Source organism: Blastococcus sp. SYSU DS1024, assembly GCF_054050795.1.
In genome coordinates, this window is record NZ_JBJHAA010000011.1 from 1 (window position 1) to 24,929 (window position 24,929).

The 24,929-nt window shown below is 75.2% G+C and carries 25 protein-coding genes; 8 read left to right on the top strand and 17 right to left on the bottom strand.

The window, feature by feature from the left end:
* Positions 1 to 342 precede the first annotated feature (342 nt).
* A complete protein-coding gene (locus ACI79S_RS11605; RefSeq protein WP_456593585.1) occupies positions 343 to 852 on the top strand; it encodes a hypothetical protein in 510 nt (169 codons plus the stop codon).
* Positions 849 to 1,517: a class F sortase gene (locus ACI79S_RS11610; RefSeq protein ID WP_456593586.1), complete on the top strand. Its 669-nt coding sequence runs from the start codon at positions 849 to 851 to the stop codon at positions 1,515 to 1,517. The genes ACI79S_RS11605 and ACI79S_RS11610 overlap by 4 nt, the downstream gene beginning before the upstream one ends.
* A gap of 42 nt (positions 1,518 to 1,559) precedes the next feature.
* Here ACI79S_RS11610 and ACI79S_RS11615 read toward each other — a convergent pair whose 3' ends face one another.
* From ACI79S_RS11615 to ACI79S_RS11640, 6 genes are all read right to left on the bottom strand, one after another.
* Positions 1,560 to 1,961, bottom strand: coding sequence for a nuclear transport factor 2 family protein (locus ACI79S_RS11615; protein WP_456593587.1), 402 nt, complete (start codon positions 1,959 to 1,961; stop codon positions 1,560 to 1,562).
* Between the two features lie 67 nt (positions 1,962 to 2,028).
* Positions 2,029 to 2,862 (bottom strand): alpha/beta hydrolase, encoded by an 834-nt coding sequence (locus ACI79S_RS11620; protein ID WP_456593588.1) that lies wholly within the window; start codon positions 2,860 to 2,862, stop codon positions 2,029 to 2,031.
* 20 nt (positions 2,863 to 2,882) lie between these two features.
* Positions 2,883 to 4,133 (bottom strand): MFS transporter, encoded by a 1,251-nt coding sequence (locus ACI79S_RS11625; RefSeq protein WP_456593589.1) that lies wholly within the window; start codon positions 4,131 to 4,133, stop codon positions 2,883 to 2,885.
* A 139-nt stretch (positions 4,134 to 4,272) separates the two neighbouring features.
* On the bottom strand, positions 4,273 to 5,751 hold the full coding sequence (locus ACI79S_RS11630) for an esterase (RefSeq protein ID WP_456593590.1): 1,479 nt from the start codon (positions 5,749 to 5,751) through the stop codon (positions 4,273 to 4,275).
* Between the two features lie 98 nt (positions 5,752 to 5,849).
* Positions 5,850 to 7,388 carry an acetolactate synthase large subunit gene (locus tag ACI79S_RS11635; protein ID WP_456593591.1) on the bottom strand — a complete coding sequence of 513 codons (1,539 nt, stop codon included), beginning with the start codon at positions 7,386 to 7,388 and terminating at the stop codon, positions 5,850 to 5,852.
* A gap of 4 nt (positions 7,389 to 7,392) precedes the next feature.
* Positions 7,393 to 7,704 carry an EthD family reductase gene (locus ACI79S_RS11640; protein WP_456593592.1) on the bottom strand — a complete coding sequence of 104 codons (312 nt, stop codon included), beginning with the start codon at positions 7,702 to 7,704 and terminating at the stop codon, positions 7,393 to 7,395.
* Positions 7,705 to 7,902: 198 nt separating this feature from the next.
* Between ACI79S_RS11640 and ACI79S_RS11645 the strand changes: the two genes are divergently transcribed.
* Positions 7,903 to 8,199: a WXG100 family type VII secretion target gene (locus tag ACI79S_RS11645; RefSeq protein ID WP_456593593.1), complete on the top strand. Its 297-nt coding sequence runs from the start codon at positions 7,903 to 7,905 to the stop codon at positions 8,197 to 8,199.
* A gap of 76 nt (positions 8,200 to 8,275) precedes the next feature.
* On the opposite strand, the gene ACI79S_RS11650 is transcribed toward ACI79S_RS11645, so the two are convergent.
* The 4 genes from ACI79S_RS11650 to ACI79S_RS11665 form a co-directional block, all read right to left on the bottom strand.
* A complete protein-coding gene (locus tag ACI79S_RS11650; RefSeq protein ID WP_456593594.1) occupies positions 8,276 to 12,634 on the bottom strand; it encodes an FtsK/SpoIIIE domain-containing protein in 4,359 nt (1,452 codons plus the stop codon).
* Between the two features lie 94 nt (positions 12,635 to 12,728).
* On the bottom strand, positions 12,729 to 13,409 hold the full coding sequence (locus tag ACI79S_RS11655) for a DUF1028 domain-containing protein (protein WP_456593595.1): 681 nt from the start codon (positions 13,407 to 13,409) through the stop codon (positions 12,729 to 12,731).
* A gap of 76 nt (positions 13,410 to 13,485) precedes the next feature.
* Positions 13,486 to 14,421 (bottom strand): quinone oxidoreductase family protein, encoded by a 936-nt coding sequence (locus ACI79S_RS11660; protein ID WP_456593596.1) that lies wholly within the window; start codon positions 14,419 to 14,421, stop codon positions 13,486 to 13,488.
* 84 nt (positions 14,422 to 14,505) lie between these two features.
* The gene (locus ACI79S_RS11665; RefSeq protein ID WP_456593597.1) at positions 14,506 to 15,705 is read right to left on the bottom strand and encodes an acyl-CoA dehydrogenase family protein; all 1,200 of its coding nucleotides are present in this window, start codon (positions 15,703 to 15,705) and stop codon (positions 14,506 to 14,508) included.
* A 140-nt stretch (positions 15,706 to 15,845) separates the two neighbouring features.
* On the opposite strand from ACI79S_RS11665, the gene ACI79S_RS11670 reads away from it, so the two are divergent.
* From ACI79S_RS11670 to ACI79S_RS11680, 3 genes are all read left to right on the top strand, one after another.
* Positions 15,846 to 16,559: a M23 family metallopeptidase gene (locus ACI79S_RS11670; RefSeq protein ID WP_456593598.1), complete on the top strand. Its 714-nt coding sequence runs from the start codon at positions 15,846 to 15,848 to the stop codon at positions 16,557 to 16,559.
* 9 nt (positions 16,560 to 16,568) lie between these two features.
* On the top strand, positions 16,569 to 16,940 hold the full coding sequence (locus tag ACI79S_RS11675) for a DUF4190 domain-containing protein (protein WP_456593599.1): 372 nt from the start codon (positions 16,569 to 16,571) through the stop codon (positions 16,938 to 16,940).
* Positions 16,941 to 17,017: 77 nt separating this feature from the next.
* Positions 17,018 to 17,662, top strand: a complete 645-nt coding sequence (locus tag ACI79S_RS11680) for a dihydrofolate reductase family protein (RefSeq protein WP_456593600.1) — start codon at positions 17,018 to 17,020, stop codon at positions 17,660 to 17,662.
* A 55-nt stretch (positions 17,663 to 17,717) separates the two neighbouring features.
* On the opposite strand, the gene ACI79S_RS11685 is transcribed toward ACI79S_RS11680, so the two are convergent.
* The 3 genes from ACI79S_RS11685 to ACI79S_RS11695 form a co-directional block, all read right to left on the bottom strand.
* Positions 17,718 to 18,671 (bottom strand): HpcH/HpaI aldolase/citrate lyase family protein, encoded by a 954-nt coding sequence (locus tag ACI79S_RS11685; RefSeq protein WP_456593601.1) that lies wholly within the window; start codon positions 18,669 to 18,671, stop codon positions 17,718 to 17,720.
* 99 nt (positions 18,672 to 18,770) lie between these two features.
* Positions 18,771 to 19,793 (bottom strand): DMT family transporter, encoded by a 1,023-nt coding sequence (locus ACI79S_RS11690; RefSeq protein ID WP_456593602.1) that lies wholly within the window; start codon positions 19,791 to 19,793, stop codon positions 18,771 to 18,773.
* On the bottom strand, positions 19,697 to 20,569 hold the full coding sequence (locus ACI79S_RS11695) for a PhzF family phenazine biosynthesis protein (RefSeq protein WP_456593603.1): 873 nt from the start codon (positions 20,567 to 20,569) through the stop codon (positions 19,697 to 19,699). Before ACI79S_RS11695 ends, ACI79S_RS11690 begins: the two co-directional genes overlap by 97 nt.
* Before the next feature lie 112 nt (positions 20,570 to 20,681).
* Between ACI79S_RS11695 and ACI79S_RS11700 the strand changes: the two genes are divergently transcribed.
* Both ACI79S_RS11700 and ACI79S_RS11705 read left to right on the top strand, forming a co-directional pair.
* Complete coding sequence (locus ACI79S_RS11700) at positions 20,682 to 21,920, top strand: magnesium transporter MgtE N-terminal domain-containing protein (RefSeq protein WP_456593604.1); 1,239 nt, start codon at positions 20,682 to 20,684, stop codon at positions 21,918 to 21,920.
* Positions 21,913 to 22,431: a DUF1003 domain-containing protein gene (locus ACI79S_RS11705; RefSeq protein WP_456593605.1), complete on the top strand. Its 519-nt coding sequence runs from the start codon at positions 21,913 to 21,915 to the stop codon at positions 22,429 to 22,431. Before ACI79S_RS11700 ends, ACI79S_RS11705 begins: the two co-directional genes overlap by 8 nt.
* Before the next feature lie 6 nt (positions 22,432 to 22,437).
* On the opposite strand, the gene ACI79S_RS11710 is transcribed toward ACI79S_RS11705, so the two are convergent.
* From ACI79S_RS11710 to ACI79S_RS11725, 4 genes are all read right to left on the bottom strand, one after another.
* Positions 22,438 to 22,902 (bottom strand): PPC domain-containing DNA-binding protein, encoded by a 465-nt coding sequence (locus tag ACI79S_RS11710; RefSeq protein ID WP_456593606.1) that lies wholly within the window; start codon positions 22,900 to 22,902, stop codon positions 22,438 to 22,440.
* Between the two features lie 234 nt (positions 22,903 to 23,136).
* A complete protein-coding gene (locus ACI79S_RS11715) occupies positions 23,137 to 23,811 on the bottom strand; it encodes a DUF6518 family protein (protein ID WP_456593607.1) in 675 nt (224 codons plus the stop codon).
* Between the two features lie 59 nt (positions 23,812 to 23,870).
* Positions 23,871 to 24,188 carry an AzlD domain-containing protein gene (locus ACI79S_RS11720; RefSeq protein WP_456593608.1) on the bottom strand — a complete coding sequence of 106 codons (318 nt, stop codon included), beginning with the start codon at positions 24,186 to 24,188 and terminating at the stop codon, positions 23,871 to 23,873.
* Positions 24,185 to 24,877 carry an AzlC family ABC transporter permease gene (locus ACI79S_RS11725; RefSeq protein ID WP_456593609.1) on the bottom strand — a complete coding sequence of 231 codons (693 nt, stop codon included), beginning with the start codon at positions 24,875 to 24,877 and terminating at the stop codon, positions 24,185 to 24,187. The genes ACI79S_RS11720 and ACI79S_RS11725 overlap by 4 nt, the downstream gene beginning before the upstream one ends.
* Positions 24,878 to 24,929 lie beyond the last annotated feature (52 nt).

Here is a 24,929-nt window from a genome sequence, read left to right on the forward strand (position 1 = left end):
CGCACCGGGCCCGGGTCGGTGAACGGGTCCAGCCCACGCCGGCGGATCAGCTCGCGGACCTCGCCGTCCACGACGTCCAGAGCAGTCGGCACGCCATCCCCCGTCGAGCCGTCGAGCAGTCGTCGAATCGGTGCGGACTGTAGGGAAACGGGCCAGTCCGCGGGGGTGACGTCAGTCGATCTGTGGACAGGGATCGGCCCGATCGGCCGAAGAGCACCCGGTCGGGTGACCACCGCGCGACGACGCAGGTCAGCGGCCCGATGTGCGGTGATCCACAGGTTCGGCCAGCATCGGGGTGCAGTCCGAGATCGACACGACGATGGAGGTTGCACGTTGCGGAAGATGATCGGTACAGGGACCTTCCTGGCGGCGGTGGTCGCCTTCTCGCTGCCCGGGGTCGCGGCGGCGGACGAGCACGAGACGCTGACGGTGGAGCCGTCGACGGTCCAGGACGGCGGGAGCATCCAGGTCTCCGGCCAGTGCGAGAGCGCCGGTGAGGACGAGGATGTCGCCGTCCTCGCCGGCCGGGGCTTCGAGGGCGGCCTGCTCGGCCGGGTGCCCCTCGCCGAGGACGGCAGCTTTGAGGGATCGGTGACGATCCCCGCGGGGGCGCCCTCGGCCACCGGTGAGGTCAGCGTGCCCTGCCCGGAGGGCGGCACCGTGCTCAGGGCGCCGCTCACCATCGAGGGCGACCAGCCCCAGGTGCCGTTCGACCCGGTGCCCGACGGCGGGGTCGACGCCGGTCTCGGCGGCGGCGCGGGCACCGACCCGGCGCTGATCGCGCTCGGGGCCTCGGGTGCAGCCCTGACCCTGGGCGGCGTGGCCCTGGGCGTCCGGCGCCGCCACGGGTGACCGACACCCACGCCGACCGCCGGCGCGGTGCCCGACGGACGGGCACCGCGCCGGTGGCCCTGGCCCTGACCGGGCTGGCGCTGCTGGGGGGCAGCGCCTGGCTCGAGGTCTCCCCGACGGCCGCCCCGCAGCCGCCGCTCACCCGCGACGTCTCCGACGTCCGGCAGGTGACCGCCACGCCGGGGGCCCCCGCTGTCCCGGAGCCCCGCGAACCCGCCCCGGCCGTGGCCCGCCCGGCCGGCCTGCTCATCCCGTCGCTGGACCTGGAGGTCGACCTGGTCGACCTCGGGCTCGACGAGCGGGGCCGGCTCGAGGTGCCGGAGGACCCCGCCCAGGTCGGGTGGTGGTCGGGCGGCCCTGCCCCCGGTGCCGACGGCGCCGCCGTGCTCGCCGGGCACGTCGACTCCTACGAGGGCCCGGGCGCGTTCTGGCGGCTGGGTGAGCTGGCGCCCGGTGACCGCATCGAGCTCACCGCCGCGGACGGGACCGTCCACGCGTTCGTCGTCGACGGCGTGGGCCGCTGGCCCAAGACCGAGTTCCCCACCGACGCGGTCTACCGGCAGGCCGAGGGTCCCGAACTGCGCCTGATCACCTGCGGCGGGCCGTTCGACGAGGACGCCCGCAGCTACCGGGACAACGTCGTCGTCTTCGCCACCGCCGTCTGAGCCCGGGGGACGGACCCCGGCCGCGACGGGCCCCGGCGCCGGTCAGCCGGGGCGGCTCCCGTCCCGCTGCACCAGCACGGTGCCGTGTTCGTCCTCGACCGTGTAGTGGATGGTCTGCGCACGGATCCGGCCGGCCTCGACGAGGAACGAGTCCGCGCCGTCGCGGACGCGCGTCGGGCCCTCGTCCACCGTCCACTCCAGGTAGGCCATGCGGCCCTCGACCAGTCGGGTCACGTAGTTCCAGCGGCCGTGCGGCACCTCGTCCATCAGCTGCCGGGCCAGCTCCCGGACGCCGTCGTGCCCGCGGAAGGTGCCGCGGCCGCACAGCACCACGACGTCCTCCGCCACGTTGCGGGCGAGGTCTCCCTCCAGATCGCCGGCCGCGGCCAGCCGGAGGTGGTCCTCGAACACCTCGCGGGTCGACCGCCCCGCCAGATCAGCCACCTCTGCTCCTCCCCGTGGTCCGGTGCTGGCCGCCGTACCCGCACCACGGGCGCCGTACCCGGCCGGGTCACGGCCGGGACCAGCCGGTGGTGTGCTCGGCCAGCTCTACGACGGCGTCGACCAGCGCATCCCCGTCGAGCAGCACCCGGTCGTTGTGGTCCGCGCCGGGCACCTCGACCAGGCGGTGCAGCCGGGCGGCCGCCTCGGCCACGGCGCGGCTCTGCTCCGGCGGCACGATCGAGTCCTCGGTGCCCAGCACGACCGTGGTGGGCACGTCCACGCCCGCGATCCGCTCGGCGACCGGGAACCGGTCATGCAGCAGCGCCCGCACCGGCAGGACCGGGTAGTGCTCCGCGGCCACCGACGGCAGGTCGACGAACGGCGAGCGCAGCACCAGGCCGGCGGGTGGGTGCTCGGTGGCCAGCTCGGTGACGACGGCGGCCCCCAGGCTCTCCCCGAAGTAGAGGAGCCGGTCGGGGGCGACGCCCTCGTCGACGAGGAACTGCCGGGCGGCGCGGACGTCGGACGCCAGCCCCTCCTCGGTGGGGCTCCCCGGGTTGCCGGCGTAGCCCCGGTAGTCGAACAGCAGCACCCCCAGCCCGGCCTCGCCGAGCGCCCGCGCGAGCGGAGCGCGCACGTCCCGGGAGCCACCGTTGCCGTTGGCCACGAGAACCGTCGGCGCGGCGTCGCGCTCGGCCGGCAGGTGCCAGCCGGCGAGCTCCAGCCCGTCCCCGGTGGTAAGGGCGACCTCCCGCGCACCGGGGAGGGCGACCTCGACCGGGCGCGCCGGCCCGTCGTCGGGCAGGTAGACCAGGTTGCGCTGGAACACCCACAGCAGGCCGACCACGACCACGAGCAGCAGCACCACCGCACCGACGCTCACCAGTACCGACCGGACCACCCGCCCGATGATGCCCGCCCTCACCGCCCCGGGGCGGGGCGCCGCAGCACCGACGGCCGGCACACGGCCGCCACGCCCAGCACGAACACCGCCGTCGCGAGCAGGGCGGCGACGACCGACACCAGGTCGGTGAGCGCGCCGTTGAGCGCCGCGGCCAGCGGCCGCGAACCGACGAACCCGACCAGCCAGAGCGCCATGATGCGGCCGATGTACTCGCGCGGGACGCGGTCGTAGAGCAACGTGGTGACGCCGTTCATGGCCAGCGTCATCCCGACCCCGCCCACCGCGAAGGCCGTCACCGCGGCGGCCTCGCTCCCGGCCAGCGCCAGCCCGACCGCCGACAGTGCCAGCAGCACCAGACCGGTGGTCGCCAGCCGCGCGTGGTCGAGGAAGCGGAGCAGGCCGGCGTGGACCACGAAGCCCAGGAGCGCGCCGACGCCGAAGGCGGAGGCCAGCAGGCCGACCAGCTGCGGGCCGCCGCCGAGCCGGTCGGACAGCGCCGGGCCCAGCGTGACGGCGGGGTCGGCGCCGATCCCGACCGCGGTGATGCCGAGCAGCAGGACGCCCACCACCGGGTCGGTGCGCAGGTAGCGGATCCCCGCGCCGACCGACAGGCGCGGGCCCGGGGCGGTGGCGGCACCCGGCGTGCGGAGCCGGAACACCGCCAGCAGGAAGACGACGTGGCCGACCGCCGCGAGGCCGAAGGCGATGCCGTACCCGGCGGTGGCGGCCACGACGCCGCCCACGGCCGGCCCGACCGCACGACCCACCGACAGCGTGAGGTTGTCCAGGGCGACGGCCCGGGGCAGCTCGCCCGGGCGCACCAGCGACGGGAGCAGCGAGTGCATCGCCGGGCCACCGACGGAGAACCCGATGCCGACGACGAGCGCGGAGACCATCACGACCCACGGCGGCACGTCGGCTACATCGGGTGTGAGCAGGACCCAGCCGGACAGGACCGTGGCGCCGAGCGCGCACAGCACGCGGCCGAGCAGGATCTGCCGGCGCGGGCTGCCCCGGTCGGCCATCGCGCCGCTCACCGGGGTCAGCACCAGCTGCGGCACGAACTGGGCGAAGCTGACCAGCCCGACGAGGAACGCCGACGCGGTCAGCTGCCAGACCAGCGCCGCGCTGGCGATGTTCTGGATCCAGATGCCGACGTTGGCCAGCAGCTTGCCGGCCCAGTAGGGCCCGAAGACGGGATCGGTGACCAGCCGCCGGGACGGGCGGGGTGCGGCGGGTCCTGGCTCCGGTTCCGCTCCGCCGTCCACTCCCCGGCAATCTAGGCAGCGCCGCCGGACGCCGGCCACCCGGGGGCGGTCGCGCCGGGCCCGCGGGCGCACGGCACGGCGGAGGACCCTCCTCCCCGGTGCGGGGAGGAGGGCCCTCACTGGTCAGGCGTGCTGCGGGTCAGCCCCCGGCGCCCGGCGCCGGGCACTCCTCGTAGAAGGCCCGCGTGCCGGTGCGCACCGGGGTGGTGAACTCGCACCCGTAGTTCGGGTCGGCGACGACCTCGGGGTCGAGCACCGAGGCGCCGGCCGGCGTCACGCCGTTCTCCACCCAGTCGACCAGGTCGAGGAACTGGTCGGCCGCCTCCTCGGCCGTGTACTCGCAGTGCCCGGCGGCCCGGATCGCCCGCTGGACCAGCAGATCTGCGTTGCCCTGCGCGGCGACGTCGCGCGCGTAGTGCTGCTCCATGGAGAACGGCACGTAGTAGTCACCGAGCGTGTGCGAGGAGAGCACCGGGACGTCGATGTCCCCGGTGATCGCCGGGACGGGGACCGAGAGGTAGGTGCTCCGCGTCCCGGGCGCCGGAGCCACCCGCTCCACGCGCTGGTCGAGCGTCGTGCCGTCGTCGAAGGTGTGGTCGACCGGGTAGTCGGTGTCGACGTTGCTCCACACCGCACCCGGCAGCACTCCTGCGAGGCCACTGGGCTCGTTGGTCACGACGCCGTAGACGAAGTTCTGCCCCTCCCAGTAGCCGAAGGCCTCGTCGTCACCGGGGCGCTCGCCGCCGGTGATCGCCGTGATGTTGTCGCGGAAGACCTCGCCCTCCTCGGTCAGCCCCTCGTACACCGGGGTCGGCGTCGTCGGGGTGCCGAGCGCGGCCTTGATCTGCGGCACGACCTCGGCGAAGTACTCCGACTGCGAGGGGAACGGGTAGGCGTCCACCCCGGCGAGGGTCTGCGCCAGCAGGTTGTAGTCGAGGAAGAAGTCGTAGAGCTCGTAGTCACCCATGACCCCGCACATCGGGGCCGCGCCGTCCCACTCGACGCCGCGGTCGCGCTCCAGGAGCGTGCCGATGACGTGCCCGCCCATCGAGACGCCCTGCAGATACCGCTGGTCGGCCCGCCCGACCCGCGCGTCGAAGATCCGCGCCAGCCGCTCGGTGGCGAGCGCACCGGCCTCGATGTCGTACCGGTTCTCGCCGTAGGAGGAGGCCGCCCAGGCGAAGCCGTTCTCGACGTAGGTGCGCCGCAGGTCGTAGCTGGGGTCGCTGACGTAGACGGTGGTGCCGGTGCCCCGGTAGCCGTGCTCCCAGAAGACGACGTCGCCGTTCCAGTCCAGCGGCACCTCGATGCGGTAGGCCGAACCCCGGTCGGTGCCGTAGAGCACCTTGCTGATCGGGTTGCCGGCCTCGTCGGTCAGCGGCACGAACTCCTGCCCGGCGGTCTCACCGGCGTAGTCGTAGCGCGGGTCGGCGACCGTCCAGCGCAGGTTGTAGACCGGCTCCTTCGGCGACTGCTGGACCGGCTGCCAGTCCGGGTTCGACACCTGTTCGTCGGAGGACGGGGGGGCGGCGAGGGCCGGGCCCCCGACGGTGAACACACCAAGACCCACGCCCGCCGCGACAGCGAGGGGGGCCAACCGGTTGCGGTGCAGGGACAAGGGACGACTCCTTCGTCGGCACTGTGCTGCTCATCACAGCGGAGCGCCTCTGTGTACTCCATCCGGGTGACGGACCGGTACCCCACCCCCGGACGGCGTCAGCGCAGGACGGCCTGGATGAGGTGCGGGCCGGGCTCCGCCAGCGCCCGCCGCAGCTGATCGGCCAGCTCCTCGGCGGTCGTCGCGCGGCTCGCCGGCACGCCCATCCCCTGCGCGATCGCCACGAAGTCCAGGCGGGGGCCGCCCAGGTCGAGCAGCTGCCGGGCCCGCTCGCCGTCGTTGGCCGCACCCACCCGCCTGAGCTCGTGCTCGAGGATCGCGTACGAGCCGTTGTCGCAGACGATCGTCGTGATGTCGGCCCGCTCGCGGGCGTAGCTCCACAGCGCCGAGATCGTGTACATGGCGCTGCCGTCGGCCTGGATGCCGATCACCGGCCGGTCCGGGCAGGCCACCGCCGCACCCAGCGCCATCGGCAGCCCGTCGCCGATCGCGCCGCCGGTGAGCGACAGCCAGTCGTGCCGCGGGCCGGCCGAGGTCATCTCGGTGAGCCCCGCACCGGAGGTGAGCGCCTCGTCGACGACGATCGCGTCCTCGGGCAGCAGCGCACCGACGACCGCGGCCATCGTCCGCGGGGTCAGCTCGCCGGTGGGCAGCTCCGGTCGCTCGAACTCCGCGACCTCGGGCTTCGCGTCCGGCGCGACGAGATCGGCCAGCGCCCGCAGCGCGGCGACGCCGTCCTCCCCCGGGGCGCTGAGCACGTGCACCGCGCAGTCCTCGGGCACCGGGTGGCCGGGCACCCCGGGGTAGCCGAAGAAGTGCACGGGCGCGGTGGTGCCGGCGAGCACCAGGTGGCGGGTGCCGGCGAGGGCGGCCATCGCCATCTCGGGCGGGTAGGGCAGCCGGTGCAGGTCGGGCAGGCCGGCACCGCGCGCCGACCGGGCCGGGAAGGTCTCCACCATCAGCCGCACACCGGTGCCCGCGGCGACCTGGGCGGCGGCCAGCTGGCCTTGCTCGGTCATGACGTCGCCGCCGAGCAGGAGCACCACCGGTTCGTCGGCGCGCACGACCGAGGCGACGTCCTCGACCACGGACGGGGCGACGCGCGGCCGCGGCCGCACGGGCAGCGGTCCGGCGACGGCGGCGCCCTCCTCCCACGACACGTCGGCGGGGAGGATCAGCGTCGCGATGCCACCGCCGGCGACGGCGGCCACCGCCTCGGCCGCGTCGGCGGCGACGTCGGCGGGTGACAGCGACCGGCGCAGCCAGGTCGAGAAGGTTCCGGCGACGGCGTCGATGTCCGACTCCAGCGGGGCGTCGAGGCGCTTGTGCGAGCGGGCGTGGTCGCCGACGACGTTGAGCACCGGCGCCCTGCCCCGGCGGGCGTTGTGCAGGTTGGCCAGCCCGTTGCCCATGCCCGGCCCCAGGTGCAGCAGCGTCGCGGCGGGCCGGCCGGTCATCCGCGCCCAGCCGTCGGCAGCGCCGGTGGCCACGCCCTCGAAGAGGGTCAGCACACCCCGCATCTCCGGCACGTCGTCCAGGGCGGCGACGAAGTGCATCTCCGACGTCCCGGGGTTGGCGAAGCAGACGTCGACGCCCGCGCCGACGAGGGTTCGGATGAGCGCCTGCGCACCGTTCACCGGCTCAGCTCGCCTGCTGCACGTCGAAGTGCACGAAGGTGGCGCCGCCGGTGGCGAAGTTAGCGAGGTCCTTCCCGGCCGCCCGCCCCTCGGGCGAGGCCAGGGACCGCCCCATCGCCTCCTCGGAGTCGAAGTCGAGCTCGGCGACCAGGTAGGGCGCAGGCTGCGCCGGGTCCAGCGACACCGGCTTGCCGAAGGTCAGCCGCACCAGGCCGGGCTGCCGCAGCGCCAGGGGCGTGTGCGTCTCCCGGTAGTACGCGTCGAAGGCCGCCGGGTCCGCCGGCTGTCCGTAGCTGACCACGAGCCTGTGCACCATTCCGAGCTCCCTCCGCAGGTCCGACGCCCGTCAGCAAACAGGGCATCGGCCCGCGGCGCGACTCCGGCAGGCCCCCGCGCACGGTTGTCCACAGGCCCCCGCGAAGCGGCCCGGCCGACCACGATCCGCTGTTACGTTCCGCCGCGTATCCGCATCCGCCCGTGCCCGGAGCACCCGGACCTCCTGATTGGACCCACCATGGCGAACGTCAACGTCACCTACCAGCAGATGGAAGACGCGGCCGGCCGGCTCACCAATGGGCGGGTCGAGATCGACGGCATGCTCGGCCAGCTCAAGGGCCTCGTCGACCAGCTCGTCGCCGAGGGCTACGTCACCGACGCCTCCAGCCGCAGCTTCTCCGCCTCGTACGACGAGTTCACCACCGGCGCGCGGAACATGGTCGCGGGCCTCGACGGCATGGCCCAGTACCTCACCCAGGCCGCCGCCACCTTCCGCGAGGCCGACGCCCAGCTGGCCGGTGCGCTCGGCCGCTGAACACCGCTCGACGACGGCCGCCCCGCCCCGCGCGAGGCGGCCGTCGTCGTCCCCGGGCCCGCGGGCGCCGGTCGGGTCAGGGCGCGCCCGGCGGGGACGGGACGGTGACGGTCCGCAGCTCGCCGTCGCCCAGGTGGAGCAGCGCGCGACCCGGCCGGAGCGGCCCGCCCACGGCGCCGCGCGGGAGGCGGACGCCGATCAGGTCGCCGTCGGTACTCCCCTGCGGCGACAGCAGCACCCCCTGCCGAGCCTTCCGTGCCTCCACCTGCCAGCCCGACAGGCCGGTGCAGATGCCGTCGGCGTTCCCCGCGAGCACCAGGCCGCAGCCGGGGACGGCGCCCCGCACGACCTCACGGAGGACCTCCGCTGCCGGGCAGTCCCGCAGCGCCTCGCCGTCGTCCAGGAGCAGGACCGGCCGCCGGCCGGGTGCGGCGTGGAGCAACTCCCGCCAGCGCTCCGCCGGGGCCGACGGGTCCACGAGGACGTCCAGCACCCCGGGCCGGCCGGCCAGGGCTCGCAGCGGTGAGGCCTTCGGGGCGCAGACGACGACCGGCGTGCCCTGCCGCAGCAGCGACTCGGCCATCACGGCCAGCAGCGAGCTCCGGCCCGAGCGCGCCGGCCCGGCGACGACGAACGCGGGCCCCCGCCCGACCAGGTCGGGGCCGGTGCCGGCCAGCTCGTCGCCACCGACGCCGACCAGGGCGAACCCGGCGCCGGCACCGGGCGGGCGCAGCTCCCAGGCGGCCTCGAAGCCCAGGCGCGCGGGCAGCGCGTCGACGCGGAACGGGCGGGCCGGCCGCGGCACCATCGCGTCGCGCACGTGTGCCGCCTTCGCGATCTCGGCGAGCGCCGCCGCCTGCCCCTGCCCCGACTCGTCGGCGGCGAGCAGCGCGACCTGCGTCTCGATCGCGCCGTCGACGGTGACCGCCCGCCCGGGTGGCAGCTCCCCGGGCACCTGCCGACCGGGCACACCGACCAGCGGGTAGTCGCCCCGCTCCGCGAGGCGCATGACCAGCCGGCTGTCGGTGAGCGACGACAGCCGCCCGGTCCCCAGCGACCGGTCGCCGGTGACCACCACCGAGATCCCGGCGGAGGCCCCCTCCCGGAGGAGGGACGTCAGCACGTCGGTGAGCCGGCCGCCGTCCACCTCGCCGAGCGTCGGCGTGAACCCCTCCCACCGGTCGAGCAGCAGCAGGACGTGCGGCAGCCGCTCCCCCGGCGGCACCGACCGGCGGTGCTCGGCCACGTCGGCGAAACCGCCGTCGGCCAGCACCTGCTGCCGGCGCTCCAGCTCCCGGGCGAGCCGGTCGAGCAACCGGGTGGCGCGCTCGGTCTGGGTGCGGGTCACCACCGCGCCGCAGTGCGGCAGGTCGGCCAGCGCCAGCAGCGCGCCGTTGCCGCAGTCGAGGGCGTAGAGGTGCACGTCGGCCGTCGAGCAGCGTGCGCCGACGGCCCCCGCCAGCGTGCGCAGCAGCTGCGACCGGCCGCTCTTCGGTGAGCCGACGACGAGTAGGTGCCCGTCGACCGCGGGGTCGAAGACGGCCACCCGCCGCTCCTGGGTCGCCGGGAGGTCCTGCAGCCCGTAGGGCAGCCGGGTCGCCCGGCCGTCGACCGGGTCCGCCAGGTCGGCGACCAGCACCCGTGCGGGCAGCGCCGGCAGCCACGGGCTGCGCTGCGCGGGCACGCCCTCGGCCTCCGCCGCGCCGCGGACGGCGTCGACGAGCACCGACAGGTCGGTGACCTCGACGTCGGAGGCCCGGTCCACCGTCGCCGGCCGCCGCGGCGGTGCGTACCCGAGCTGGTGCCAGCCGAGCGGGACGGCGAACGGCGCCGCCGCGGCCACGGCGCCCTGGCCGGGACGTCGCCCCCCGATGCGGCCCGCCTGGAAGGGCACCAGCGCGCCGTGCCCGAGCCGGGCGAAGCCGCGGCCGGGCGCGGACCGCGGGATGCGTGCGGCGTCGGGCGCCTCGACCACGTCGCTGCTGTCGGCCGCGTCGGTGACGCGCAGCGAGATGCGCAGGTCGGTGTTCGCGCGGATCTCCGGCGAGACGACGCCGCTGGGCCGCTGGGTGGCCAGCAGCAGGTGGATGCCCAGCGACCGCCCCCGCTGGGCGATGCTCACCAGCCCGGCCACGAAGTCGGGCAGCTCGCGGGCCAGCGAGGCGAACTCGTCGATGACGATGAGCAGCCGGGGCAGCGGCGGCGCGCCGGGTCCGCGCGCCTGCAGGTCGAGGTAGTCCTCGATGTCCTTGACGCCGGCCGCGGCCAGCCGGTGCTCGCGGTACCTGAGCTCCGCGCCGAGCGAGGTGAGCGCCCGTTCGACGAGATGTGTGTCGAGGTCGGTGACCATGCCGACGGTGTGCGGCAGGCGCACGCAGTCCTTGAACGCGCTGCCGCCCTTGTAGTCGACCAGCACGAGGTTGAGCGCGTCCGGGCGGTTGGCCACCGCCAGGGACGCGATCATCGTCTGCAGCAGCTCGGACTTCCCCGCCCCGGTGGTCCCGGCGACCAGCCCGTGCGGGCCGTCGGTGCGCAGGTCGAGGGTGAACGGCCCGTGCAGGCCCGCGCCGGCCACCACCCGCGTGGTCCGGCCCGCCAGCTGCCAGCGGGCACGCACGCCGTCGACGGTGGGCGGCTCGAGCCCGAGCAGGTCGAGCAGCCGCACGCTGTCGGGCAGGACGGCGTCGTCCTCCTCCGCGCTCACGTCGCGCAACGGGGCCAGCGCCCGGGCCGCCCGTTCGGCCAGCTCCGCGGGCACCGGCTCGGCCAGCACGTCCGGCACCGGGTCCCGGCCGCTGCGCCGGACGACCAGCCACGCCTCCTCGACCGGGTCGAGGACGGCGGTCGCCGTGGCCGCCTCCGGCAGGAAGCGCTCCTCCTCGTCGGCGCAGACGGCGTACACCCCGACCGCGGGGCCGTCCTGCAGCAGCTGGGCCAGCCCGGGGCTGGCGCGCAGCGACCGGAACCCGTCGACGACGAGCACGTGCGCCCGGAAGGACTCCGCGAGCACGCGCCCTCCGCCGTGCGTCGCGGCGCGGCGCGTGCGGACGAGCTCCGCCAGCTCCGCGACCCGGGCGGCCACCGTCCCGGTGTCGTTCCCGACGAACGCGACCGGGCCCTCGCCGTCGGCCGACCGGGCGTGCGGCAGCCAGCGCACCCAGTTCCAGTCCGTGCGGCCGCGTGCGGTGAGCAGCGTGATCGCCAGGTCGCGCGGCGGATGGGTGACCGCCAGCTGCAGCACCACCCACCGCAGCAGTCCGGCCAGCGGGCCGGCCGGGCCGGCCAGGCCCACGACACCGGCCTCGCGGAGCGGCACCACGACGGGCACAGCGCGCACCTCGCGCTGCTGCGGCGGCTCGTCGCCCCCCGACCGGTCGGTGACCACCACGCGGGCGGGCAGGTCGGCCGCGCCCAGCCGCAGGTCGAGGGCGTCGGGGTCGGTGCGGCGCCGCTCCCACAGCCGGCGGCCGGGCAGGACGGCGGTGAGCAGCGCGGTCGCCGGGTCGGGGTGGGCGTCGCGCCGGCGGGCGGTCTCCTCGGCCACGGCGCGCTCGATCCGCGCCTGGGCGCGGGCGAGCTCCCGGGCGTGCTCCTCGCGCACCCGGCGCTCCTCGCGGGCGCCCTGCCGGCGGTCGGCCACGGCGTTGCCGATCATCACCACCGGGCCGGCGACGGCGAACACCAGGTACAGCGGCGAGCGCAGGACGACCGCCAGCACGACGCCGACGAGCAGCGGCGCGAGGACCATCACCAGCGGGAAGCGGCGGGGCTCCCGCGTCGCCGGCTCCCTCGGCAGCTGGATGCGCACGTCGGGCGCCGACGGCAGCAGTCGGGGGGCGCGGACGAAGGCACGCGCCCCGGGGCCGGCCGGCTCGACGGCGGCGTCGGCGACGGGGGCCGGCCCGACGACCACCTGGGTGTCGCCGAGCTGCACCACCTGACCGGGGGCCAGCGCCACGTCGTCGTCCTCGGGCACCGGCGCACCCTCGACCGTGGTGCCGTTGGCCGAGCCGAGGTCGCGCAGCGTCGCGCCGTCCGCGCCGACCCGCAGCAGGGCGTGCCGGCGGGACATCGAGCGGTCGGTGAAGCCGAACGGACCGCTGCGGCCGAGCACGTGCTCGCCCATCGGCAGCGCGGCGACCAGCCCGCTGCACGGGCCGCTGCGCACCCGGAGCTGCCAGCCACGGGGACGGGGACCGGCCGACGCGGCCCCGGGCGCGGTCAGGTGGACGACGTCGCCGTCGACGAGGTCGCTCTTCCCCACCGGCTGGTCGTCGTCGAGCCGTGCACCGGCGAGCCACACCCCCGCGGCGGGCAGGCCGGCGACCCGGCCCAGCTCCGCGGCCACCCGGCCGACCGGCAGGTCGTCGTCCACGTCGACGGCGACGTCGAGCAGCGTGCCGTCGGCCTTCCCGACGCTGACCTGGACGCGCACGCCGGGACCGTAGGCGGACGGCGCCGTCCCGGTCCATCGGCGGCTGTGGACAACCCCCCGCTCGCGGGTCACCCGCCCGGGCGGCGCTCCCCGGTCAGACCTCCAGCAGGTCGCGGGTGGCCGCGCCCACCGGGTCGCGGCGGGTGGGCAGCCGCTGCACCTCGGGCAGGAAGTCGGTGCGGTACTCCTCGAACAGCTCGCGCAGCCGCAGCGCGGGGTCCTTGTCCGAGTCGACGCGGATGTCCCAGAGGGGGTAGGCCTCCGTGCCCAGCACCAGCACGTGACCGGAGCGGGCACCCTCCGTGTCGGCCCCGGTCGACTCGCCGGCCTCCACGGCGAGCACCAGTCGTTCGGCGAGCTCGCGGTCGCGGTGGGCGTGGAACGCCTCCAGGGCGGCCTCGAGCGTGTGCCGGCCGACCAGCCGGTTGCCCGACACGACCACCGCGTCGTCCTCGATGTGCCCCGCCCAGTCCAGGGTGTGCTTCCCGGTCCACGCGGCGGTGCAGCCGTTGCGGTCCACGAAACCGCACTGCCGCACGTCGCGGCCGGGATCCCGGCGGAGCACCTCGTCCAGCGCGGCCGGTGCCTCCAGCCCCTCGGCCATGAGCCGCAGCCCGTCGATGGCGAGGTAGGGGTTCATCGACGCCTGCGACGCGGCGGCGCCGACGCCCGGCGAGGCGTGCCCCACGAGCTTGCCGACCCCCATGAGCGCGGTCAGGGCGCCGACCCCGAACTCACCGGTGTGCGGGCAGCGGGCCACGATCGAGAAGGTCATGCGGGGGTCTCCGTCCGTCGCTGGTCGTCCCGCCGCAGATGCCCGCCCCGACCGGCGCGCAACCGGGCCTGTCGCTCTAGAAGGTGAGCACGAGCCGCCCGCGCACGCCCCCCGCCTCCAGCACCCGGTGCGCCTCCGCCGCCTGCTCGGCGGGGAAGGTGCGGGCCACCCGGAGGGTCACCGCGCCCTCCTTCACCTGCTGCCGGAGCCGGTCGAGGGCCGCCCGGTCGGTGGCCACCTTGCGCACCAGGGTCGGGAAGAACCGCAGGCCGCGCTCGCCGTTGCCCCGGTAGCCGCGCACCGTGGCCACCGCTCCCCCGTCACGGACGGCGGGCAGCACCTGCTCGTCCTGCACCGACCCGTCGGCCAGCCCGTCGACGCCCTCGGGGACGTGCTCGCGGATCCGCGCCGCCACGTCCTCGCCGCGGCGGACGACGACGTCGGCGCCCAGCCCGCGCACCAGCTCCTCGTCGGCCTCGGAGGCGTCGGCCACCACGGTCAGCCCGTCGGCCTTCGCCAGCTGGATCACGTAGCCGCCGTAGGCACCGGCCGCGCCGGTGACCGCGAGCACCTGCCCGGGCCGCAGCGCCATCAGGTCCAGCGACAGCCGCGCGGTGAGCCCGTTCATCGGCAGGGTCGACGCCTCCACGGCGGTGGCGCCCGCGGGCGCGCGGACGACGGAGTCGCCCGGCAGCACCTTGTCCTCGCGGTAGGCACCGTAGGGCCCGAAGGGCACGACGATCCCCATCGCCAGGTCACCCACGGACAGGTGGTCGACGCCCTCGCCGAGCTCGGTGACGGTGCCGGCGACGTCCATGCCCGGCACCCACGGCGGGGTCTTCACCGGGTCGCGCTCGGCGTAGGCGCCGCTGCGGGCGTGGGTGTCGGTCGGGCTCACCGCGGCCGCCTCGACCCGCAGCCGCACCTGCCCCGGCCCCAGCGGCTCCGGCTCCACGTCGACGACGCGCAGGGCCTCCGGCCCGCCGAACTCGGTCACTCCCGCTGCACGCATGGCTCCTGCATACACGCGCACGCAGGAGTGAACGCGAGAGGCCCAGAACCGAAGTGGTTCTGGGCCTCAGGCGTTCAACGGGTTTCAGCCCTTGAGCTTGTACTCCTTGAGCAGACCGCGGCTGATGATCGTCTTCTGGATCTCGCTGGTGCCCTCGCCGATGAGCAGGAACGGCGCCTCGCGCATGAGGCGCTCGATCTCGTACTCCTTGGAGTAGCCGTAGCCGCCGTGGATGCGGAAGGACTGCGTGGTGACCTCGGCGCAGTACTCGCTGGCGATCAGCTTGGCCATGCCTGCCTCGACGTCGTTGCGCTTGCCGGCGTCCTTGAGGCGGGCGGCGTTGACCATCATCAGGTGCGCGGCCTCGACCTTGGTGGCCATCTCGGCCAGCTGGAAGGCGATCGCCTGGTGCTGGGCGATCGGCTTGCCGAAGGTCTCCCGCTGCTGAGCGTAGGCGACGGCGAGCTCGAAGGCGCGGATCGAGATGCCGCAGGCGCGGGCGGCGACATTCACCCGGCCGACCTCGACGCCGTCCATCATCTGCGCGAAGCCCCGGCCGGGCTCGCCGCCGAGGATGTCGGAGGCACCCGCCTGGTAGCCGTCGAACACCAGCTCGGTGGTGTCGACGCCCTTGTAGCCCATCTTGTCGATCTTGCCGGGGATGGTCAGCCCGGGCTTGACCTCGCCGAAGCCGGCCGGCTTCTCCACCAGGAAGGTCGTGAGGTTCTGGTGGGCCTTCTCGGCGCCCTCGTCGGTGCGCACCAGCGCGGCCACCAGCGTGGAGCTGCCGCCGTTGGTCAGCCACATCTTCTGGCCGTCGATGACGTAGTTCCCGTCGGCCTGCTTGACCGCCTTGGTGCGGATGCCGGCGACGTCGGAGCCCAGCCCCGGCTCGGACATCGAGAAGGCGCCGCGCACCTCACCGGTGGCCATGCGGGGCAGGTAGTACTCCTTCTGCTCCTGCGTGCCGTGCTGCTTGAGCATGTACGCCACGATGAAGTGGGTGTTGATGACGCCGGAGACGCTCATCCATCCGCGGGCGATCTCCTCGACCACCAGCGCGTAGGTGAGCAGCGACTCGCCGAGGCCGCCGTACTCCTCCGGGATCATCAGCCCGAAGATGCCCAGCTCCTTGAGCCCGTCGACGATCTCCTGCGGGTAGGTGTCGCCGTGCTCGAGCTCCTGCGCGTTCGGGATGATCTCGCGGTCGACGAAGCTCCTGACCGTCGACAGGATCTCGCGCTGGATGTCGGTCAGGTCGGCGGTCTGGGCCAGACGGGTCACAGGTTCGCTCCTCGGGGACGCCGGTGTCCGGGTTACCGGTGAGTATGGGGCACCCGGTCCCCCGGCTCTGCGTGCGCTCGGTCACTCCCGCGCGCGGCGGACCGGCGAGCGCGACCCGCCCGCCCCCTACGCTCGGCGGCATGGCCGAGGCATCGGCGCCGGTCGGCGGGCCGCCCGAGGTGGAGCTCGCCCTGCCGTTCCGCGGCCGCTGGCTGACGCAGAACAGCCCGGCGCGACGGGTGCCGTCCCACGGCGTCGACGTGCTCGGCGAGCGGTACGCCGTCGACTTCGTCCCCGTCGACGACCGGCACCGGTCCGCCGCCACCCGCGACTGGCGGACGCTCCTGGCCGTCGAACCGCCGGAGCGCTTCGTGGGTTTCCGCCGGCCGGTCCTCGCCCCGGCCGGTGGCGTCGTCGTCCACGTGCACGACGGCGAGCCGGACCACGGGGCACGCCGCTCCCAGGTCGCCCTGCTCGGCTACGTGTTGGGCCAGGCCGGGCGGCTGCGCCAGGGGGTCCCCGCCGTCGCGGGCAACCACGTCGTCATCGCCCTGCCGGCGCCCGGCCGGTTCGTGGCGCTGGCGCACCTGCGGGCCGGCTCGCTGCAGGTCGCGGTCGGCGACGAGGTCTACGCCGGCCAGCCGCTGGCCGAGTGCGGGAACTCCGGCAACTCGACCCAGCCGCACCTGCACCTGCAGGCCATGGACAGCGCCGACCTGACCGTCGCCCGCGGGCTCCCCATCGCGTTCACCCGCTTCCGGGAGTGGCCGCGCGGCGGGGCGCCGCGGAGCCGGGAGCGGGGGATGCCGGGCGAGGGCGCGGTGGTCGAGCCGGAGGAGACCGGCGCGGGCTAGCGTGCGGCGGTGACCAACCGTGACGACCCGCCGCAGGGCGGCTACGGCCCACCGCCCGGCTACGGCCCACCGCCCGGCTACGGGCAGCCCTACGGTCCGCCCGGCTACGGCCCGCCGCCCGGGTACGGCCCGCCGCAGTGGGGCCGGCCGACCAACACCCTGGCGATCCTCGCCCTGGTCATGGCCTTCGTCTTCGCGCCCGTCGGGCTGGTGCTCGGCGTCATCGCCCGCAGGCAGATCCGCGAGACCGGCGAGGAGGGGGCCGGCCTGGCGCTGGCCGGGATCATCGTCGGCGGGCTGGTCACCGGCTTCTTCGTGCTCATGATCGTGCTCTGGATCGTCGCGTTCGCGGCGCTGACCAGCACCGGCTTCGGCCCCTGATCGCCGCTCGCCGTTGGCGGCGATGAGTTCCGGGCGCTCCAGCGGTCCCCCCTCCACCGACGACGAGAGGGGCAACGGTGGCTCAACTGCTCAGGGTGCAGAACTTCACGGTCTCCAGCGATGGCTTCGGCGCCGGGGAGGATCAGAGCCTCGAGCGGCCGTTCGGCTCCGCCGATCCCAGGGAGCTGATGGCCTGGGCCCTCGCCACCGCGAGCTTCCCGAACCGCTCCGAACCCGGGGGCAGCCGCGGGCTCGACGACTACTTCACCCGCGACTTCGCCCACGGCATCAGCGCGGAGATCATGGGCCGCAACAAATTCAGCCCGCACCGCGGGCCGTGGCAGGACCTCGACTGGCAGGGCCGGTGGGGTGGCGAGCCGCCCTTCCACACGCCCGTGTTCGTGATGACCCACCACGTCCGGCCCTCGTTCACGCTCTCGGACACCACGTTCCACTTCGTGGACGCCGACCCGGGAACGGTGCTCGCGCAGGCGCGCGCGGCGGCCGCGGGCAAGGACGTGCGGCTCGGTGGCGGCGCCACCGTCATCCGGGAGTTCCTCGCCGCCGATCTCGTCGACACCCTGCACGTGGCGGTCTCGCCGGTGACGATTGGCTCCGGCGTCCGGCTGTGGGAGTCACCGGACGACCTGCTCGACCGCTTCCACCGCGAGGTCGTGCCGAGCCCCAGCGGCGTGACCCACCACCTGTTCTGGCGCAGGTAGCGAGAACGACGAACGGCGGCCCCGGATCGCTCCGGAGCCGCCGCGTCGTGGCGCCTCAGTCCTCGGGCGGGGTGAAGGACGACGTCCGCGACATGCCGGCTGCCCGGCCCTTGCCGGCGATGACCAGGGCCATCTTGCGGCTGGCCTCGTCGATCATCTCGTCGCCGAGCATCGCCGAGCCCTTCTTGCCGCCGGCCTCGGAGGTGTACCAGTCGTAGGCGTCGAGGATGAGCTCGGCGTGGTCGTAGTCCTCCTGCGACGGCGCGTAGATCTCGTTGGCGGCGTCGATCTGGCCGGGGTGCAGCACCCACTTGCCGTCGAAGCCGAGGACGGCCGACCGCTTCGCGACCTCCGTGAACGCGTCGACGTCACGCACCTGCAGGAAGGGGCCGTCGATGGCCTGCACGCCGCGGGCGCGGGCGGCCATGAGGATCTGCATGAGGATGTAGTGGAACGGGTCGCCCGGGTAGTCCGGGTGCAGGGCGCCGACCACGAGCGACTTCATGTTGATGCTGGCCATGAAGTCGGCGGGGCCGAAGATGATCGTCTCGATGCGGTCGCTGGCGAACGCGATGTCGTTGACGTTGATCAGGCCCTGCGCCGTCTCGATCTGCGCCTCGATGCCGATGCGCCCGACGGGCAGGCCGTTGGTCTTCTCGATCTGGGTGAGGAGGAAGTCGAGCGCACGCACCTGGGCGGCGTCGACGACCTTCGGCAGCATGATGCAGTCGAGGTTGGCGCCGGCGCCCTCGACGACCTCGATGACGTCGCGGTAGGTCCACTCCGTCGTCCAGTCGTTGACCCGGACGGTGCGGATCTTGTCGCCCCAGCCGCCCTCGTTCAGCGCCGCGACGATGTTCTTGCGGGCGCCGGGCTTGGCCAGCGGCGCGCAGGCGTCCTCCAGGTCGAGGAACACCTGGTCGGCGGGGAGGCCCTTGGCCTTCTCCAGGAACCGGGGGTTGCTGCCCGGGACGGCCAGGTTGGAACGACGGGATCGGAGCTCGGCCACGGTGCCTCCGCGAGAGGGTCGGAAAGTTCGGCTACCGGAGGGTAACGACGGCCGCCGCGACCCACACAGCGGCGTTGATCACCGGCGCCGGCGCCCTCCTCAGGTACCCGGTTCCACCAGCGTCTGCGGCCGGCCGGCCCGCACGACCAGCGCCACCCCGGCCACCACCAGCACGACACCGGGGAGCGCCAGCAGCGGCGGCACCTGGCCGAGCAGGACGAGCGCGAACAGCAGCGCGCCGGGCACCTCGAGCAGGACGGCGAGGCTGACGACGGTCGGGCCCACCGACGAGAGCACCAGGTTGAGCAGCGTGTGCCCGAACAGCTGCGCGGAGACGGTGATGCCCGCGATCAGCCACCAGTCCCGGGCCTCGAACCCGGCCAGCGGGGCATCGACGAGCAGCGCCGCGACCGCGATCACGACGGCGCACACGGAGTAGCAGACGACGGCGTAGGCCGAGGTCGCCAGCCGGCGGCGGGCGCGCGCTCCGGCCAGCACGTACCCGCCGGCGCAGATCGCCCCGAGCAGGGCCAGCGCGTCGCCCGCCAGCGCCTCGGCGCTCACCGTGACGTCCACCCCGACGATGAGCACGACGCCGGCGAACGCCAGGAGCAGGCCCCACCAGACCGCGGCCGGCAGCCGCACCCCGGCGATCCGGGCCGCCAGCGCCGTCCAGATCGGCGTGGTGGTGACCAGCGCGACCGACGCGGCCACCGTCGTCATCGACAGGCTGGGCAGCCACGCGGCGAAGTGCGCCGCGAGGAAGAGCCCCGCGACGACCGAGCTGCGCAGGTCCCGCGCCCGCAGCCCGGCCAGCGTGGCGCGCTCGCGGGTGAGCAGCACCGGCACGAGCGCGGCCGCGCCGGCCGCGTTGCGCCAGAACGCCAGCGCCAGCATCGGCGCGGTGACCATCGCGGTCAGCGGCGCCGACAGCGAGACGCCGATGACGGCGAGGGACAGCAGCCCGACGTCCCGGCTCCCCGGGCGGTGCAGCGCCCAGGCGGAGGACGCCGGGGCGGGCGCGCTCAGGACGGCACCCGGATCCGGCCGCTCGCCACCGGGACGACGGCTCCGCGCACGGTGGTCGCGACCGCCCGCCCGCCGGCCGCGGTGACGGTGCACCCGAGGACCGAGGGGCGCCCCATCCGCTCGCCCTGCCGCACGGTGAACGACGTCGTCCCGTCCCCGGCCACCAGACCGCTCTCGACGAGCCACACCCCCGCGCCGAGGGCGGCGGAGCCGGTGGCCGGGTCCTCGCCCCAGTTCAGGTCGCGGGCGAAGACGCGCGCGCGGGCGGTCGCGGTCGCGCCGTCCCAGGACAGCACCGACACGCCCTCCCCGACGGCGAGCCCGGCGAGGGCCACCCGGTCGGGCTCGGCCCGATCGACCGCGTCGGGGCACACGGACAGGTAACCGAAGGGCAGGCCGCAGCCGGCGACGTCGGACGGGACCCCGGTGACGTCGGCCGCGTCCAGCCCGAGCGCCGCGGCGAGCGCAGCGGGTGCGGGCCCGTCCTGCAGCGTCGGCCGGCCACCGGAGAGCGTCGCGCCGCCGTCGTCCACCACCACGTCGAGCACCCCGGCGCCGCACTCCTGGCGCAGCGTCCCCGCCGGCAGCCGCCCGGTGCGGACCAGGGTGTGCGCCGCGCCGACGCTCGGGTGGCCGGCGAAGGGCAGCTCGGCGTAGGGCGTGAAGATCCGCACCCGGTAATCGGCGCCGGGCTCCGTGGGGGCGCACAGGAACGAGGTCTCCGAGAGCTGGAACTCGTTCGCCAGGGCCTGGCACTGCTGCGTCGTGAGCTCGTCGGCGTCGAAGACCACGGCCAGCGGGTTCCCGGCGAACGCCCGCGGGGCGAACACGTCGACGACCTCGTACTCCAGCGCAACCGGGGCAGTCACGGCCCCGACGGTAGCCTTCGCCGAGACCGCGCTTGCGAGGGCTCGCAAGGACGGGAGCCGTGGGTCGCGGGGCCGACGAGCTGGGGGCGCCTCCGGGCAGCGAGGAGATTCGGTGACGACGGCGACCAGGGCGTACGTCTCCCGGCTCGCCGGGCTGACGGTGTTCGACCCCAACGGCGACCGGATCGGCAAGGTCCGCGACGTCGTCGTCGGGCTGCGCGTGGGCACCGCCTGCCCCCGCGTCCTCGGCCTGGTGGTCGAGGTCGTCGCCCGGCGGCGGATCTTCGTGCCGATGGGCCGGGTGACGGCGCTGGACCCGGGGGCGGTGATGCTGGCGTCGGGCACGCTCAACCTCAAGCGGTTCGAGCAGCGGGCCGGCGAGACCCTCGTGCTCGGCGAGCTGCTCGACCGGCAGGTGACGATCAACGAGTCCGGTCGCCCCGCCACGGTCGTCGACGCCGGCATGGAGCAGACCCGCACCGGTGACTGGCTGCTGTCCCGGGTCGCCGTCCAGGAGCCCGGCCGCATCGGCCGGCGCGGGCAGTTGCACCAGCTCGAGTGGGACGAGGTCACCGGACTGGCGCTGTCGCCGGCCGGCCAGGGCGCCGAGACGCTGATCGCCACCTACCGGGAGCTGAACGCCGCGGACATGGCGCACGCGCTCCAGGAGCTCCCGATCAAGCGCCGGCACGAGGTCGCCGAGGCGATGGACGACGAGCGGCTGGCCGACGTCCTGGGCGAGCTCCCCGAGGCCGAGCAGATCACCATCCTGGGCACCCTGGAGGAGCGCCGGGCGGCCGACGTCCTCGAGGAGATGGACCCCGACGACGCCGCGGACCTGCTGTCGGAGCTGCACGACGTCGACCGCGACCGGCTGCTGGAGCTCATGGAGCCGGACGAGGCCGAGTCGGTGCGCCAGCTGCTCAAGTACTCGGAGGACACCGCCGGCGGGATGATGACCAGCGAGCCGGTCATCCTCGCCCCCGACGCCACCGTCGCCGAGGCGCTCGCCCGGGTCCGGGAAGAGGAGATCACCCCGGCGCTGGCCAGCCAGGTGTACGTCTGCCGGCCGCCGTCGGCCACACCGACGGGCCGCTACCTGGGGCTGGCGCACATCCAGCGGCTGCTGCGCGAGCCCCCGTCGACGCTGGTCAGCGGGGTGCTCGACGACCTCGAGCCGCTGCGACCCGAGGCGCCGCTGGCGGAGGTGACCCACTACTTCGCCACCTACAACCTGGTGGCCGCGCCCGTGGTCGACGCCCAGGGCCGGCTCGTCGGCGCGGTGAGCGTCGACGACGTCCTCGACCACCTGCTGCCCGAGGACTGGCGGGAACGGGCCCGCCGTGGCTGACGGTCCCCGGCTCGACGTCCCCCGCGGTGGCGCGCGCCGGTTCGGCAGCTTCCTGCGGCTCAACCCCGACGCCGTCGGGCAGTTCGCCGAGGGCATCGCGCGGTTCCTGGGCACCGGGCGGTTCCTGGCCGTCCAGACGATCCTCGTCGTCGTCTGGATCAGCCTCAACGTGTTCGCCGTCCAGCTGCGGTGGGACCCCTACCCCTTCATCCTGCTCAACCTGGCCTTCTCGACCCAGGCCGCCTACGCCGCCCCGCTGATCCTGCTGGCGCAGAACCGGCAGGCCGACCGCGACCGCGTGCAGGCCGAGGAGGACCGCGCCCGGGCGGCGCAGAACCGCGCCGACACCGAGTACCTCGCCCGCGAGCTGGCCTCGCTCCGCGTGGCCGTCGGCGAGCTCGCCACCCGCGACTTCATCCGCAGCGAGCTGAACCGGCTGGTCAGCGACGGCGGCGAGGACACCGAGCGGCGCGAGAAGAAGATCAAGAAGAAGCGCGACCCGGTCTCCTGAGCCCGCTCAGTGCTCGGCGCGGTCCAGGTCGATCAGCGCCAGCCCGATCTCCGGGCGCATCGTCTTGCGCAGGTGCGCCGGGCTCTCCCGGACCACCACCTCCAGCGTGGGCCACACCTCGCCCTCGAGCAGGTGGCCGCCGCGCGTGGTGGCGTCGGCCAGGCCGAGGACGGCGTGCAGGTGCAGCGCCGGCTGACCGTCGGTGCCCAGGGCGACGTCGCCGATCAGCGAGAGCACCTCGCACTGCTGGCCGACGGTGACCCGCCGGTAGTCGCTGGTCTGCCGGTCGAACCAGCCGACCACCGCGCGCCGGAAGGCGCCGACGGCCGTGACCTGGGCGGCGGACAGCTGTTCCTCCTGCGCGAACGAGGTCAGCGCCGCCACCGCGTCGTCCCCCTCATCGAGGATGACGACGTAGGTGCTCTCGCCTCCCGCGCCGGCTCCCGGGGTGGTGATCTCGCGGTACTGCATGGTTCCTCCGATTCGTCGGGGTCGGGCACCGCTGCCGTGCCCCCCGATCGGCCACCCAATCCCCCGGGCGCCCGCAGGCCGCCGGTCACGTCGGGCCGGGGAACGCCCGCAGGCCGCCGGTCACGTCGGGCCGGGGAACGCCCGCGTCGCGCGCAGCAGGTCGACGTCGTCCGGGGAGCCGAGCGGTCCGGCGTCCCGCCCATGGCCCCGCGGAGCGATGCGGGGACCGGCCGGTCAGCGGACGAGACCGGTCCCGTACAGGCGGTCGAGCAGCTCCTGCGCCAGCCAGGCCATGGGGAGCAGCAGCCCCAGCGCCCACAGCCGGGTGCTGCGCCGGCGGGGCAGCAGCAGGACGACGACCAGGACGACGGCGACCTCCACGACCGCCTGCACCGGGTGCAGCACCACGTCGCTGCCGGTCCGCTCCAGCCAGAAGCCACGTACGGCGCCGTTCGCCAGGGCCGTCCCCGCCGCCAGCGCCAGCAGCGCCCCGGGCAGCGGGCCCGGCCGGCGGGAGGCCCACCAGCAGACCGCCGCGAACACCGCCACCGCGGTCGCCGAGAGCAGCAGCCAGGCGGCGATCAGCTCGGGTTCGTAGCCGAAGCCGAGCACGACGACCGCCCAGCCGTAGTAGGCGGCGGTCATCGCGGCGAAGAAGACGGCCGCACGGACCGCGGCCGAGGCGACGCCGGGCGCGAACCGCCCGATCAGCGCCACCACGAGCACCCAGGCCGCCGGGTACGTCCCGAGGTCGGCGGCCCACCGCCACCCCGACTCGTCGCCCAGCTTGGCCGCCACGCCGGCGACCCCGCCGAGGACGGCGAGACCGGCGAGCCGCGGGAGCGCCACCCCACGGGTGGCCGCTCGCCCCGGCGCCGCATCCCCGGTCACCTCGGTCACCTCGGTCACCTCGCGATCCTGGCCGAGGGCGCGGGAGAACTGCACGTGCGGCGCGCCCCGCGGCCGGGTCACGTGACGACGACGTGCACCAGCGCACCCGCCGCGCCGGCGAGCAGGAGCACCACGATGAACGGCGCGCGCAGGGCCAGCGCGAGCGCGGCGACCGCCAGCCCGGCCAGCCGCCCGTCGACCACGAGCCGGTCCCCGCTGGTCAGGCCCTGGACCACGACCAGCGCAGCCAGCAGCGCGGCGGGCACGAAGTCGACGACCCGGGCCACCCACGGCTGCTCCACCCACGCGGCGGGCACCGACATCCCGGCCAGCTTCAGCAGGTAGCAGCCGGCCGAGGCCACCAGGACCGCCGTCCACACCGCGGTGCCGGTCATGCCGGGCGGACCTCCGTCCGCGGCCGGCCGGCGAGCGCGACCGCCACCACCGCGGCGACGACCTGCACGCCGGCGGGGACGAACGGCGTCAGGGCCAGCGCCACCACCGCTCCGCCGAGGGCGACGCGGCGCTGGACCCCCGCCTCCGGGAAGCCGGCGCGCAGCCGCGGCCACAGCAGCGCGAGGAAGGCCGCGGGGACGACGGCGTCCAGCGCCGCCTCGGCCGCCCCACCGAGCTCGGAGGCGCCCAGCACGCCGATCAGCGTCGTGACGTTCCAGCCGAGGTAGATGGTGGCGCCGGTGGCCCAGAAGGCCAGCCGGCCCAGCTCGCGGTCGGGCGCGGCCACGGCCATCGCCGTCGTCTCGTCGATCACCCAGTGCGCCGCACCGGCCCGGCGGGCCGGCCCACGGGGCGCCAGCAGCGGGGCCATGCGGACGCCGTAGACGGTGTTGCGCGTGCCGAGCAGCAGGGCGCTGCCCACCGCGGCCGGCGCGCTGCCCCCCGCGCCCAGGACACCGACGAGCGCGAACTGCGAGGCCCCGGTGAACATCAGCGCCGAGAGGGTCATCGCCTGCCAGACGTCCAGCCCGGCCGCGTCGGCCGCGGCGCCGAACGCCACGCCGTAGAGCCCGACCGCCAGACCCAGCCCCACGGCGTCGCGCAGGGTCTGGGAGCGGTCGGCCGGCACGGCCCCGACCCTAGGACGCGCCCGGCTGCGCGATAGATCACCCTCCGCCGGG